This is a genomic window from Bacillus sp. HMSC036E02, assembly GCF_001836235.1.
Classification (GTDB): domain Bacteria; phylum Bacillota; class Bacilli; order Bacillales; family Bacillaceae_G; genus Bacillus_A; species Bacillus_A cereus.
Map to the genome: position 1 here is coordinate 14,975 of NZ_KV827810.1, position 14,567 is coordinate 29,541.

The following is a 14,567-nucleotide window of genomic DNA, read 5'->3' on the forward strand; positions in this document are numbered from 1 at the left end:
TTGCTAGATGAACATAGAACAATTTCAATCTATGCTAGAAGAGAAGGGAATCACCCTCTCTTCTAGACAGTTAGAGCAGTTCAAAATCTACTTTGAAACATTAGTAGAGTGGAATGAAAAAATGAACTTAACGGCTATTACAGAAAAAGAAGAAGTATATTTAAAACACTTTTTTGATTCCATTACTGCTGCTTTTTATTATGATTTTTCAAAACCATTCTCAATTTGCGATGTTGGTGCAGGTGCTGGATTCCCAAGTATTCCTTTAAAAATTTGTTTCCCGCATTTAAAAATAACAATTGTAGATTCGTTGCAAAAACGTATTAATTTCTTAAATCACTTAGCACAAAGGTTAGAATTAAGTGATGTTGCATTTTGTCACGATCGTGCTGAAACGTTTGGGAAAAAAGAAGGTGTACGTGAATCATACGATATTGTAATGGCACGTGCAGTTGCGCGTCTTTCTGTATTAAGTGAGCTATGTTTACCGTTTGTAAAAGTTGGAGGAACATTCATTGCAATGAAAGGTGCAGCAGCAAATGAAGAAATTGAAAATGGTAAGTATGCTTTAGAGGTGCTAGGCGGAGAGTTAAAAGAGATGTCTACGTTCCAATTACCGTTTGAAGAGAGTGAACGTAATATTTTATTAATCGAGAAAAAGCGCAAGACACCAAAGAAATATCCACGCAAACCGGGAACACCCAATAAATTACCTATTGAAAAATAAATCTTATTAGACGTAAGATTAAATTATATAAATGAAAACGTAAATGTTTCATAGGAAACATTTTATGGAGAATAGTCAATAGGCCTAAAAGGTGGTGGAATATGTATGAAAAATACGTTTTCTCGTTTATTTGGCTTTGGAGATAAAGAGAGCGAATTCGAATTACAAGACGAAAGCCATGAAGAGATAGATAAAAAGGTATATGAAGAAATACAAGAAATTCCGATAGTAAATATTACCCCTAACCGTTATCAACCAAGAACAGTTTTTGATGATGCGCGTATTGATGAGCTAGCATTAACAATTCGTACACATGGACTTATTCAGCCAATTGTTGTAAGGCAATATGAGGATGATAAGTACGAGATTATTGCTGGAGAAAGACGTTTTCGCGCGGCAACAAAGTTAGGTTGGGAAAAGGTTCCTGCAATTATAAAGAACTTAAATGATACAGAGACAGCTTCTGTAGCTTTAATTGAAAACTTGCAACGTGAGGAACTAACGGCAATCGAGGAAGCTGTGGCATATCAAAAGCTGATTGAGTTACATAATTTAACACAAGAAGCATTGGCACAACGACTTGGAAAAGGACAATCTACAATCGCAAATAAGTTGCGATTGTTAAAGTTGCCTGAAGAAATAAAAAGTGCATTATTAGAAAAAAGCATTACAGAACGTCATGCCCGCGCTCTCATTCCTTTAAAAAATGAGGAATTACAACTGAAAGTTTTACAGGAAATTGTGGAGAAACAACTAAATGTAAAGCAAACAGAAGAACGAATTGCGAAGTTACTAGAGGAAGCGAAACCGAAGCGTAAGGCAAAGCAAAAAGCAGTAAGTCGAGATACGAGGATTGCTATGAATACAATTAGACAATCTTTACAAATGGTTACTGAAAGTGGTTTGAATGTTAATTCTGAGGAAGAAGAATTTGATGAGTACTATCAAATTACAATTAAAATTCCAAAGAAAAAATAATAATGACGTGCTAGAGACCTTATCCTATTGGAGAGGTCTCTTTTACTATATTTTCTTGTTAAATGAAGAAGGAGTTTAGAAATAAATTTTGAAGTTTAATAAAGGACGTAAAAGAAAAAGTTTTATTTCATGTTACAATAAACGTAATTGTTACTAGAATAAGATAGAAAGGTTGAAAGTAGGTGACATCATGGGAAAAATCATTGCTATTGCTAATCAAAAAGGCGGTGTTGGAAAAACAACAACATCTGTTAATTTAGGGGCTGGATTGGCGCAAGTAGGTAAAAAAGTCCTTCTTGTAGATATTGATGCTCAAGGAAATGCAACGACTGGTGTGGGAATTGAAAAATCTGAATTAGATCAATGTATTTACAACGTTCTTGTGGAAGATGCAGATGTTCAAGGGGTTATACAGAAAACCGCAACTGAAAACTTAGATGTTCTACCCGCTACAATTCAATTAGCTGGTGCTGAAATTGAATTGGTACCGACTATTTCCCGGGAAGTACGTTTGCAAAGAGCATTACAGCCAGTTCGTGATGAATATGACTATATTATTATCGACTGTCCCCCATCTTTAGGGTTATTAACGATTAATGCATTAACAGCAGCAGATTCTGTTATTATTCCTGTACAGTGTGAATATTACGCACTAGAAGGGTTAAGTCAGCTATTAAATACAGTTCGACTTGTACAAAAACATTTAAATAAAAATTTAGCAATTCAAGGTGTATTGTTAACAATGTTGGATGCCCGTACAAATTTAGGGATCCAAGTTATAGATGAAGTGAAAAAGTATTTTAGGGATAAAGTATATCGCTCGATTATTCCGCGTAATGTACGCTTGAGCGAGGCTCCAAGTCATGGGAAACCTATTATGCAGTATGACGCTAAATCAAGAGGAGCAGAAGTATATATAGATTTAGCAGAGGAAGTGATTGCAGGTGGCTAAAGGATTAGGAAGAGGAATTAATGTGTTTTTTCCTGATTTAGATGTGAAAGAAGAGGAAACAATTCAGGAGATTCTTGTAACTGAATTAAGGCCGAATCCATATCAACCGCGTAAACACTTTAATAAAGAGGCGATTCAGGAATTAGCAATTTCGATTAAGGAACACGGTATTCTACAACCATTAATTGCTAGGAAGAGTATTAAAGGATATGAAATTGTTGCAGGTGAAAGACGATTTCGTGCTGCAAAAGAGGCTGGTTTAGAAAAAGTACCTGCGGTTGTAAGACAATTAACTGAACAGCAAATGATGGAATTTGCTTTGTTAGAAAACTTACAACGAGAAGATTTAAATCCTATGGAAGAGGCAATGGCATACCAGATGTTAATGAATGAGCTAAATGTAACGCAAGAACAATTAGCGAAACGTCTTGGTAAAAGCAGACCTTACATTGCAAATTATACTAGGTTATTAAGCCTACCTTCTTTCGTACAAGATATGATTGCAAATGGTCAACTTTCAATGGCGCATGGGAGAACTTTACTTACGATAAAAGATGAAGAACAATTGAAGTCCTTATTGAAACGCATTGAAAAAGAAGGATTAAATGTTCGTCAATTAGAGAAAATCGTCCAAGAGATTAATCAACACGTTTCACGTGAAACAAAAAAAGTGAAAAAAGAGCGAAATATATTTTTCGTAGAACGTGAAACGTTCTTAAGAGAAAAGTTTGGCACAGATGTGAAAATTAAAGAGACGAAAAAAGAAAAAGGTAAAATCGAAATTGAATTTTTTAATAAAGAAGATTTAAATCGTATTTTAGAACTATTAGCACAGAAAAATTAAAAAGCAAACCATCTTATTATTTATAGATGGTTTGCTTTTTTTAATGCGGATAATTTTTGATCCGTCTCTTTTATACTTTGTGCGATTACATCAGCCATTTTCATGACTAAACTTAATCTTGTATTTTGAAGAACGAAAAACTCCATAAACCCATTTAGATTGACGATACCGTGTATGTGCAAATCACCAACTGCAGGTAATTTCTTATTCATGGCAGCTCCAGGTTTACTAGGTCCCTTTCCAGTAGTGATTGATCCGATATTTTGGGACTTTCCTAAACATGCATCAACAGCAATTATAAATGCAGTAGGATATTCTTTCTGTATATTCTGAATTTTCTCTTCTAAATTTAGCGCATGTACTGGCTCATCTAGTGTACCGAATACTTGGAGGTTTTGGATGTCTATTTGTTCAAGTTTTGTACCAACTAATGGGCCGAGTGCGTCACCTGTAGAGCGATCTGTGCCGATACAAACGAGAATGAGTGGTATATTAGTTTTAATAGGAATATGGGTAAGTAAGAAATTACTGATTATCTCGGAGGCTTCTAGATCTTGGTGCATAACGTTTTGAGTTTCTTTCTCAAAAAATGGTAAGCGAAAACTTCCAATATTCATGAAGCACCCATCCTTTTAATAAATTTTCAATATATGTTATATGGTGAGGAAAATGGAAAGTTATAAGTGCATAATTTTTGCAAAATGTGAATGAAAACGGAAATAATAGTACTAGTATATATATATTCGTTCCATTTTATACCTGGATGTCGGGGATAAAATAGGATTAAAATCATAAAATTTTTTCAGCAATTAGGGGACTTCTGATACAATAATAAGGGTAACTAAAAAGAAATTTTAGCTAGAGAGGTAGAGGTACATGGATTTATTAGCGAAGTGGTTTAATTCTATGAAACAGTATTTATTAGATGCTGATCGTTGGGCTCATATTGGAGTTGCGACATTAAAAATATGTATTATTTTAACAATTGGTGCAGTTGTTGTGCGAATTGCAAGAGCGGTTGTACGAAATGCGTTTCGCATGGGAAGTCGTTCTCCAATTCAAATTTCAGAACGTCGTACAGTTACAGTAGCGAAATTACTTGAAAATATTGTAGCGTACGTTGTTATGTTCATTATGCTAATTGCTATTTTAGGTGTGTTTGATATTAATGCATCAGGTTTATTAGCGGGTGCTGGGGTAATTGGTTTAGCAGTCGGATTTGGTGCTCAAAGTTTAGTGAAAGATGTTATTACAGGTTTATTTATTTTGTTAGAAGATCAGTTTTCGGTTGGCGATTATGTTAAAATCGGTCAATTTGAAGGAGTCGTTTTAGAAATTGGACTTCGTACAACGAAAGTAAAGAGTTGGACAGGTGAAATTCATACTTTACCAAATGGAAGTATTGTTCAAGTTACTAACTACTCAGTTAGTAATAGTGTAGCGTTTGTTGATGTATCTATTTCATATGAGGCTGATATTGCGAAAGCAGAGCAAGTTATTGAAGATTTATTAGTAGAATTACCTTCAAAGTACGAAAAAATGGTAACAACACCTCAATTATTAGGTGTGCAAACATTAGCTGCATCAGAAGTTATATTACGTGTTATTGCTGAAGTAGAACCGATGCAACATGCAGTTATTGCAAGGGCACTTCGTAAAGAGATTAAAAATCGTCTTGATTTACATGGAATTGAAATTCCATATCCACGTATGGTTTTATATAATCGTGAAGAATTAGTTAGTGGAAAAGCAATTTAGTATGGAGAGGAGTTTGGAGAGTGGAGCAAAAGGAATATAACTTGTATGATGTTGTGGAAATGAAGAAAGCCCATCCATGTGGCGAGAATCGTTGGAAAATTATTCGTATGGGAATGGATATCCGCATTAAGTGCGAGGGGTGTGACCATTCAGTAATGATTCCTCGAAGAGAGTTTGATCGTAAGGTGAAAAAAATACTTGTGAAGCACGAAGAATAGAGGGAGAGTAACAGTTACAGTAGGTAACTGTTACTTTTTTTCGTTTGGCGGAAACTTGTCATTTTTTTCGTTACTATCTATAATGATGAAAGATTGAGACATAGGAGTGAAAAATATGGGATTAACGGCTGGGATTGTTGGATTACCTAACGTAGGGAAGTCCACTTTATTTAATGCAATTACACAAGCAGGAGCAGAATCTGCGAACTATCCATTCTGTACAATTGATCCAAACGTAGGGATTGTAGAAGTACCAGATGAGCGTTTAAATAAATTAACGGAATTAGTAGAACCGAAAAAGACTGTTCCGACTGTATTCGAGTTTACTGATATTGCAGGTATTGTAAAAGGTGCTAGTAAAGGTGAAGGTTTAGGAAATAAATTCTTATCTCACATTCGTCAAGTAGATGCAATTTGCCAAGTTGTTCGTTGTTTTGAAGACGAAAATATTACGCACGTTTCAGGGAAAGTAGATCCAATTGATGATATTGAAACAATCAATTTAGAGCTAATTTTAGCGGACTTAGAGTCTGTTGATAAGCGTATCGAGCGTGTTGCGAAATTAGCAAGACAAAAAGATAAAGAAGCAGTATATGAGCATGAAATTTTAGTTCGTTTAAAAGAAGCTTTTGAAGAGGGAAAACCGGCTCGTACTGTTGAATTTACAGAAGAGCAGATGAAGGTTGTTAAAGGCCTTCATTTACTTACAACAAAAGAAATGTTATACGTAGCGAATGTAAGTGAAGACGATGTTATCGATCCTTCGGAAAATAAATACGTACAAATGGTAAAAGAATTTGCAGCAAATGAAAATTCTCAAGTAATCGTTGTATGTGCAAAAATCGAATCAGAAATCGCTGAATTAGACGAAGAAGAGAAAAAAGTATTCCTTGAAGAATTAGGAATTGAAGAGTCTGGTTTAGATCAATTAATTCGTGCAGCATATGACCTATTAGGACTTGCTACTTACTTTACAGCTGGCGTTCAAGAAGTACGTGCTTGGACATTTAAACAAGGAATGAAGGCACCGCAATGTGCTGGTGTTATTCATACAGACTTTGAGCGTGGATTTATTCGTGCAGAAACAGTTTCTTACGATGACTTAATGACAAACGGTTCTATGACAGCTGCAAAAGAAGCTGGAAAAGTACGTTTAGAAGGAAAAGAATATATCGTAAAAGACGGAGATGTTATGCACTTCCGTTTTAACGTTTAATTTAATATTTCCTAGGAAAAATAAAGATATGAGCTTGGCAAATATATTATATGTTTGCCAAGTTTTTTATGTATTGGTGAGTTGATTCATATAACTTACTATGATATAATCTAAACTCGTGAGTAATTACTATAAATTAATTGCTCCTTGCCCATTACGGGCCGTTTAGACCAAAAGGAGGTGAAAGTGTAATGAGAAAGTACGAAATTATGTACATCATTCGTCCTGGCGTTGAAGAAGAAGCTCAAAAAGCTTTAGTTGAACGTTTTGCAGGTGTTTTAACAAACAATGGTGCAGAAATCATTAACACGAAAGAGTGGGGTAAGCGTCGTTTAGCTTACGAAATCAACGACTTACGTGAAGGTTTCTACATGATCTTAAACGTGAAATCTAACGCAGAAGCGATTAATGAATTCGACCGTTTAGCTAAGATCAACGAAGACATCCTTCGTCATATCGTTGTTAAAGAAGAAGAAAAATAATTGATATATAAGGGAGAGTGGTTCGATTGATGAATCGTGTTATCCTCGTTGGTCGTTTAACTAAGGACCCTGACTTACGTTACACGCCCAATGGTGTTGCAGTAGCTACTTTTACGTTAGCTGTGAATCGCGCATTTGCCAATCAACAAGGTGAGCGTGAAGCTGACTTTATTAATTGTGTAATATGGCGTAAACAAGCAGAAAACGTAGCAAATTATTTAAAAAAAGGTAGCTTAGCAGGCGTAGATGGACGTCTTCAAACTCGTAATTACGAGGGACAAGATGGTAAACGTGTATACGTAACAGAAGTTCTTGCGGAAAGCGTGCAATTTTTAGAGCCGCGTAATGGCGGTGGGGAGCAACGTGGTTCATTTAATCAGCAACCATCAGGAGCTGGTTTCGGTAACCAAGGCTCTAACCCATTTGGTCAATCTAGTAATTCAGGTAACCAAGGTAACTCTGGATTTACGAAGAATGACGATCCATTTTCAAATGTAGGTCAACCGATCGACATTTCCGACGACGATTTACCGTTCTAATACAGTAAATTTGTTAGTTTTAACAAAGAATGGAGGGAAATAGACATGGCAGGACGCAAAGGTGGACGTGCGAAACGTCGTAAGGTGTGTTTCTTCACAGCTAACGGCATCACTCGCATTGACTATAAAGATGTTGATTTATTAAAACGTTTCGTTTCTGAGCGTGGTAAAATTTTACCTCGTCGTGTAACAGGAACAAGCGCGAAATACCAACGCAAACTTACAGTTGCAATTAAACGTGCTCGTCAAATGGCACTTTTACCATATGTTGGTGAATAATAGCGTATGAAATGCACAGTAGAGTCGGACTCTACTGTGCATTTTGCTATGCTTTTCTTTTTTGAAAGAGAGGTTAAAATGTGAAACAAGCAAGATTTATTACTGAAGGTGCCGCGTTGTTGACTATATATGTAATGTTATTGTTTATATCTATGTATGTTCCGATTTTGGGTACAGTTGTAACTTTTGCGTTGCCGTTACCATTTATACTATTAATGATAAGACATAAACTATCTAATGTGCTCGTGGTTTTTGTAGCGGCACTTTTTGTTACTATTATTGTGAGTCAACCGATGAATTTAGTGAAGATAATTATGTTTGGATTGATAGGGATTGTTTTAGGATATATGTATAAAACAAGAAAAAAGCCAGTGGAAATCTTAATAGCTGGGACGCTTGCATAATTAATTGGTTTTGTACTTATTTATGTTGCGAGTATAAAGTTTTTCAACATAGATATAATGAAGCAAATGCAAAGTATATTTAGTGAAAGTATGGCGAAAAGCGAAAAGATAGTAAGTGCTACAGGTATGCCGATTAGTAAGGAACAAAAAGAGTTACTTGCACAAATGAATGATATATTACAATCGTTACTTCCGAGTATACTTGTGCTAGTTTCAGTATGTTTTTCTTGGATTACAGTGATAATATCAGGTAGTGTTTTGAAAAAGTTAAAACATGACGTTATATCTTGGCCTAAATTTAAAGATATACAATTACCAAAGAGTATCATTTGGTATTACGTTATATTTATTTTGTTAGCAACTTTTATAAAAGTAGAACCAACATCATATTTACATATGGTATTTTCTAACCTAAATGTCATATTTGCACTATTGCTTGTACTGCAAGGTCTGACATTTATCGCCTTTTTAGCGTATAGAAAAGGTTTTACTAAAGGGGTTCCTATTATTAGTTTTATTGCATGCATGTTTATTCCGATGCTGTTTCCTCTTGTGACAATCTTAGGTATAATTGACTTAGGGATTTCATTGCGTTCTAAAATAGGGGGATAAAATAATATTCCTTATACTATTTTAATCTGTTTAACTAACTGGAAGGTGAGTTAGTTTTACTTTATAGGAGTTGTATACATGCCTGAATTTGATAAGAAACAGTGGTTTTTATATCCTGTTTATGTATTGGCATTTTTTGTGTTTGTGCTCATTTCAATTCTCTGTTATTTTCATTTAATTATGGGGATAGCTGCTTTTGTCATTTTTTGTATCGTATTCTTTATCGTTATACGATTTGAACTTAATTTTCAAAGGAATTTCGAAAAGCATACGACAGATATGATTACAAGGGTAAAGAAAGTGAGTAATGAAGCATTTAACCAGATGCCGATTGGTATTTTGTTATACAATAAGGATTATGGGATTGATTGGGCAAATCCTTATTTATCTTCATGTCTGGGACAGCATGCATTAGCTGGATGGCACCTTTACGATGTATCAGAAACATTACTTCTTTTCATTAAAGGAGAAACTTCTGATGATATAGTCTCTTTAAATAATCGAAAGTTTCGCGTTTTTGTAAGGAAAGAAGAAAAGTTAATTTATTTCTTTGATGTAACGGAACAAACAGAAATCGAAAAGATGTACGAGGATCAAAGGACTGTTTTAGCTGTCATCTATTTGGATAATTATGATGAAGTTACACAAGGATTAGATGATCAATTACGTACGAATATAACAAGTCTTGTGACATCGCGACTAAATGAATGGGCACTTAAGTATGGTGCGTATTTAAAACGTGCATCTTCAGAAAGATTCTTCGTTGTGCTAAATGAAAGTATTTTGACGCAGATGGAGAAAGGGAAATTTAGCATTTTAGATCAGGTGCGTGAAGAAACATCTAAAAGGAATATACCACTTACATTAAGTGTGGGTGTCGGATCAGGTGATTTACCTTTATCAGAGCTTGGAGCAATGGCTCAATCTGGTTTAGATCTTGCGCTTGGGCGTGGGGGAGACCAAGTAGCTATTAAACAAGCGACAGGTAAAGTTAAGTTCTATGGAGGTAAGACAAATCCGGTTGAAAAACGTACCCGTGTACGCGCTAGGGTCATTTCGCATGCGTTAAAGGATTTAGTATTAGAAAGTAGTAATGTCATTATTATGGGGCATAGGGCTCCCGATATGGACGCAATTGGTGCTGCGATTGGTATTTTAAAAGTAGCTCAATTAAATGAGCGTAAAGGATATATTGTGTTAGATGAAAATGATTCCGATAAAGGAATTAAGCGTTTGATGGACAAAGTGAAACAAAATGAGGAGTTATGGTCTCGTTTTATTACTCCAGAGCAAGCGATGGAATTTGCAAATGATGAGTCGTTACTTGTTGTTGTCGATACGCATAAACCTTCGATGGTGATGGAGCAAAAACTGTTACGTAAAATTGAAAATGTAGTAGTTATTGATCATCATCGCCGTGGAGAAGATTTTATTGAAGACCCATTGCTAGTTTATATGGAACCATATGCTTCTTCAACAGCAGAATTGGTTACAGAATTACTTGAGTATCAACCTAAAAATTTAAAGATGACAATGTTAGAAGCGACGGCATTGTTAGCGGGTATTATTGTCGACACGAAAAGTTTCACATTCCGGACAGGGGCTCGTACATTTGATGCTGCTTCTTATTTACGCTCGCATGGTGCAGATACTGTACTTGTACAAGAACTTTTAAAGGAAGATATGGATCAGTATTTACGGGTTGCAAAAGCTATAAAAAATGCGTACATTTATAAAAATGGAATTGCGATTGCTAAAGTTGATAGTGATGATTACTACGATCAAGTGCTTATTGCGCAATCGGCAGACACGTTATTAACGATGACAGGGATTATTGCATCATTTGTTGTTGCGAAACGTGGCGAGAACCTCATTGGAATTAGCAGCAGGTCTTTAGGTGAAGTGAATGTGCAGCTAATTATGGAAAACTTAGGCGGTGGCGGGCATTTGACGAATGCAGCCACACAGATGAAAAATGTTACAGTAGATGAAGCTGAGGAGAAGCTTCGATTTGTTATTGATGACTATTTACAGGGAGGCACACAATCATGAAAGTAATTTTTCTAAAAGACGTAAAAGGTAAAGGTAAAAAAGGAGAAGTAAAAAACGTACCAGATGGCTATGCAAATAACTTCTTATTAAAACAAGGATTAGCTGCTGAAGCAACAAATAGCAGTATGAAAACTTTAGAAGCTCAAAAGCGTAAAGAAGAAAAAGATGCAGCAGCAGAGCTTGAAAATGCAAAAGAGTTAAAAGAGACTTTAGAGAAATTAACTGTAGAATTAAAGGCAAAATCTGGAGAAGGTGGCCGTTTATTTGGTTCTATCACAAGCAAACAAATCGTAGATGCAATGCAAAAATCACACAAGATTAAGCTTGATAAACGTAAATTTGAAATGGACGATGCAATCCGCGCGTTAGGTTATACAAACGTTACTGTGAAATTGCATCCACAAGTAACAGCAACAGTAAAAGTTCATGTTAGTGAACAATAAAAATAAATTAAGCAAGGAGGATTGCGTATGAGTGATGTACTTGCTGATCGTACCCCTCCGCATAATATAGAGGCTGAGCAGGCGGTTTTAGGGGCCATATTGATTGATCAAGATGCGTTAACTTCAGCATCAGAGTTATTGGTACCTGATTCGTTCTATCGAACGAAACATCAAAAGATTTTTGAAGTCATGCTTGGGCTATCTGATAAGGGAGAGCCGATCGACTTAGTAATGATGACATCAGCAATGGCTGATCAAGGATTACTAGAAGAAGTTGGTGGGGTTTCTTACTTAGCAGAGTTAGCAGAAGTTGTGCCAACTGCAGCTAACGTAGAATATTACGCACGCATCATCGCTGAAAAGGCGCTTTTACGTCGTTTAATTCGCACGGCGACTCATATTGTATCGGATGGATACGAGAGAGAAGATGATGTGGATGGTCTTTTAAATGAGGCTGAGAAAAAAATATTAGAAGTATCCCATCAAACGAATGCAAAAGCATTCCAAAACATTAAAGATGTTCTTGTAGATGCTTATGACAAAATTGAACTTTTGCATAATCAAAAGGGTGAAGTTACTGGGATACCAACTGGGTTTACTGAATTAGATAAGATGACAGCAGGTTTCCAACGAAATGATTTAATTATCGTGGCAGCACGTCCATCAGTAGGGAAAACGGCATTTTCATTAAATATTGCACAAAACGTAGCGACGAAAACGGATGAAAATGTAGCGATTTTTAGTTTGGAGATGGGTGCTGATCAGCTTGTTATGCGTATGCTTTGTGCAGAAGGAAATATTGATGCACAAAGACTTCGTACTGGTTCATTAACTTCCGATGATTGGGCAAAATTAACAATGGCAATGGGGAGTCTCTCAAATGCTGGTATATATATTGATGATACGCCAGGTATTAAAGTAAATGAGATTCGAGCAAAATGTCGTAGATTAAAGCAAGAACAAGGTCTTGGTATGATTTTGATTGACTATTTGCAGCTTATTCAAGGAAGTGGGAAATCAGGAGAAAACCGTCAGCAGGAAGTATCTGAGATTTCTCGTACCTTAAAAGGGATTGCACGTGAATTGCAAGTACCTGTTATTGCTCTATCACAGTTATCTCGTGGTGTAGAATCTCGTCAAGATAAACGCCCGATGATGTCTGATATTCGTGAATCTGGAAGTATTGAGCAGGATGCTGATATTGTAGCTTTCCTATATCGTGAAGACTACTATGATCGAGAAACGGAAAATAAAAATACAATTGAAATTATTATTGCAAAACAGCGTAACGGTCCAGTAGGTTCAGTGGAACTTGCATTCGTCAAAGAGTTCAATAAGTTCGTTAACTTAGAACGTCGTTTTGAGGATGGACATGCTCCACCGGCATAAAGGCAGTATAAAAAAGAAACACATTTCTTATAATAAGATGTGTTTCTTTTTTTTTATAAGAAAGATAAGGCTTTCATAAGTTAAATGTATAATTCTTACGAACGAAAATGTTTTTTTGTGAAAAAATGTTCGCTTTTCGGTTGACTTCTCTTTCGGTTTTGGTACAATTATATTGTTTGAATAGATCGTTTGAAAATTGCGGAGGTGCTTTAATAATGTCTTCAGTAGTAGTTGTAGGAACACAATGGGGCGATGAAGGAAAAGGTAAAATCACTGATTTTCTTTCTGAGCATGCGGAAGTAGTTGCAAGATATCAAGGTGGAAATAACGCGGGACATACAATTGTTTTCGGCGGAGTTAAATATAAATTACACTTAATTCCATCTGGTATTTTCTATAAAGAGAAAATTTGTGTAATCGGAAACGGATTAGTAGTAGATCCAAAAGCATTACTTGAAGAGTTAAAATACTTACACGATCGTGGTGTAAGTACTGATAATTTACGTGTAAGTAACCGTGCACATGTTATTTTACCTTACCACTTAAAGCAAGATGAGTTAGAAGAAGCAAGTAAAGGTGATAACAAAATCGGTACAACGAAAAAAGGTATCGGTCCTGCATATATGGATAAAGCTGCTCGTATTGGTATTCGTATGGCTGATCTTTTAGACCGTGAAGCATTTAAAGAGAAGCTTGAGCGCAATTTAGTAGAAAAAAATCGTTTATTTGAAAAAATGTACGATACAGAAGGTTTCACTGTAGAAGAAATTTTCGAAGAGTACTTCGAGTACGGGCAACAAATCGCGCAATATGTATGTGATACATCTGTTGTATTAAATGATGCATTAGATAATAATCACCGTGTATTATTTGAAGGTGCGCAAGGTGTTATGCTTGATATTGACCACGGTACGTACCCGTTCGTTACATCTTCTAACCCAATTGCTGGTGGTGTAACAGTTGGAACTGGAGTTGGTCCTGCGAAAGTTACTCGCGTTGTAGGTGTATGTAAAGCATATACAAGCCGCGTTGGTGATGGTCCATTCCCTACTGAGCTTCATGATGAAATTGGTCATCAAATTCGTGAAGTTGGTCGCGAGTATGGAACGACAACTGGTCGTCCACGCCGCGTAGGTTGGTTCGATAGCGTTGTTGTAAGACATGCACGTCGTGTTAGTGGTTTAACGGATCTATCATTAAATTCTATCGACGTTTTAACAGGTATTCCAACTCTTAAAATTTGTGTTGCTTACAAATACAATGGTGAAGTTATTGATGAAGTTCCAGCTAACTTAAACATTTTAGCAAAATGTGAGCCTGTATATGAAGAGCTTCCAGGTTGGGAAGAAGATATTACTGGTGTAAAATCATTAGATGAACTTCCTGAAAATGCACGAAAATACGTAGAACGTGTTTCTGAGTTAACAGGAATTCAAATATCTATGTTCTCAGTTGGACCAGATCGTAACCAAACAAATATTGTTCGTAACGTATACGAAGCTTAATTAATAGTGTTTAGAAAAAACTCATGTCCGCATGAGTTTTTTCTTATTCTTTTATAAAAAAACGAAAAAAGTATTGCAATAAATACAGAATACATGTTATGATACATCTTGTCGTCACGAAAATATGACGTTGGTGAGTATGAGCCATTAGCTCAGTTGGTAGAGCATC

The 14,567-nt window shown here is 35.8% G+C and carries 15 protein-coding genes and 1 pseudogene; 15 read left to right on the forward strand and 1 reads right to left on the reverse strand.

Going from position 1 to position 14,567, the window contains the following annotated elements:
• The first annotated feature begins 7 nt into the window (after nt 1–7).
• From rsmG to spo0J, 4 genes are all read left to right on the forward strand, one after another.
• On the forward strand, nt 8–727 hold the full coding sequence (rsmG, locus tag HMPREF2590_RS03735) for a 16S rRNA (guanine(527)-N(7))-methyltransferase RsmG (protein ID WP_001019626.1): 720 nt from the start codon (nt 8–10) through the stop codon (nt 725–727).
• Nucleotides 728–832: 105 nt separating this feature from the next.
• Nucleotides 833–1,705, forward strand: coding sequence for a nucleoid occlusion protein (gene noc / locus HMPREF2590_RS03740; RefSeq protein WP_000799016.1), 873 nt, complete (start codon nt 833–835; stop codon nt 1,703–1,705).
• Nucleotides 1,706–1,895: 190 nt separating this feature from the next.
• Nucleotides 1,896–2,657 carry a sporulation initiation inhibitor protein Soj gene (gene soj / locus HMPREF2590_RS03745; protein WP_000516114.1) on the forward strand — a complete coding sequence of 254 codons (762 nt, stop codon included), beginning with the start codon at nt 1,896–1,898 and terminating at the stop codon, nt 2,655–2,657.
• Nucleotides 2,650–3,501, forward strand: coding sequence for a stage 0 sporulation protein Spo0J (spo0J, locus tag HMPREF2590_RS03750; protein WP_001051832.1), 852 nt, complete (start codon nt 2,650–2,652; stop codon nt 3,499–3,501). Before soj ends, spo0J begins: the two co-directional genes overlap by 8 nt.
• Nucleotides 3,502–3,521: 20 nt before the next feature.
• On the opposite strand, the gene yyaC is transcribed toward spo0J, so the two are convergent.
• Nucleotides 3,522–4,118, reverse strand: a complete 597-nt coding sequence (yyaC, locus tag HMPREF2590_RS03755) for a spore protease YyaC (protein WP_001020715.1) — start codon at nt 4,116–4,118, stop codon at nt 3,522–3,524.
• A 259-nt stretch (nt 4,119–4,377) separates the two neighbouring features.
• On the opposite strand from yyaC, the gene HMPREF2590_RS03760 reads away from it, so the two are divergent.
• From HMPREF2590_RS03760 to HMPREF2590_RS03810, 11 genes and pseudogenes are all read left to right on the forward strand, one after another.
• Nucleotides 4,378–5,259, forward strand: a complete 882-nt coding sequence (locus HMPREF2590_RS03760; protein WP_000364815.1) for a mechanosensitive ion channel family protein — start codon at nt 4,378–4,380, stop codon at nt 5,257–5,259.
• Nucleotides 5,260–5,279: 20 nt separating this feature from the next.
• Complete coding sequence (locus HMPREF2590_RS03765; protein ID WP_000435485.1) at nt 5,280–5,477, forward strand: DUF951 domain-containing protein; 198 nt, start codon at nt 5,280–5,282, stop codon at nt 5,475–5,477.
• A gap of 115 nt (nt 5,478–5,592) precedes the next feature.
• Entirely contained in the window at nt 5,593–6,693 is a 1,101-nt protein-coding gene (gene ychF / locus HMPREF2590_RS03770; RefSeq protein WP_000524672.1) for a redox-regulated ATPase YchF, read from the forward strand.
• Nucleotides 6,694–6,884: 191 nt separating this feature from the next.
• Nucleotides 6,885–7,175 (forward strand): 30S ribosomal protein S6, encoded by a 291-nt coding sequence (gene rpsF, locus HMPREF2590_RS03775; protein ID WP_001233778.1) that lies wholly within the window; start codon nt 6,885–6,887, stop codon nt 7,173–7,175.
• Between the two features lie 26 nt (nt 7,176–7,201).
• Entirely contained in the window at nt 7,202–7,714 is a 513-nt protein-coding gene (ssb, locus tag HMPREF2590_RS03780) for a single-stranded DNA-binding protein (protein ID WP_000981966.1), read from the forward strand.
• Between the two features lie 45 nt (nt 7,715–7,759).
• Nucleotides 7,760–7,993, forward strand: coding sequence for a 30S ribosomal protein S18 (rpsR, locus tag HMPREF2590_RS03785; protein ID WP_000918873.1), 234 nt, complete (start codon nt 7,760–7,762; stop codon nt 7,991–7,993).
• Nucleotides 7,994–8,073: 80 nt separating this feature from the next.
• A pseudogene (locus tag HMPREF2590_RS03790) lies at nt 8,074–9,009 on the forward strand (YybS family protein).
• A 78-nt stretch (nt 9,010–9,087) separates the two neighbouring features.
• Complete coding sequence (locus tag HMPREF2590_RS03795) at nt 9,088–11,061, forward strand: DHH family phosphoesterase (protein WP_001113789.1); 1,974 nt, start codon at nt 9,088–9,090, stop codon at nt 11,059–11,061.
• Nucleotides 11,058–11,504: a 50S ribosomal protein L9 gene (gene rplI / locus HMPREF2590_RS03800; RefSeq protein ID WP_000864228.1), complete on the forward strand. Its 447-nt coding sequence runs from the start codon at nt 11,058–11,060 to the stop codon at nt 11,502–11,504. The genes HMPREF2590_RS03795 and rplI overlap by 4 nt, the downstream gene beginning before the upstream one ends.
• Before the next feature lie 27 nt (nt 11,505–11,531).
• On the forward strand, nt 11,532–12,893 hold the full coding sequence (gene dnaB, locus HMPREF2590_RS03805) for a replicative DNA helicase (RefSeq protein ID WP_001286148.1): 1,362 nt from the start codon (nt 11,532–11,534) through the stop codon (nt 12,891–12,893).
• A 215-nt stretch (nt 12,894–13,108) separates the two neighbouring features.
• A complete protein-coding gene (locus tag HMPREF2590_RS03810) occupies nt 13,109–14,398 on the forward strand; it encodes an adenylosuccinate synthase (RefSeq protein WP_000100238.1) in 1,290 nt (429 codons plus the stop codon).
• Nucleotides 14,399–14,567 lie beyond the last annotated feature (169 nt).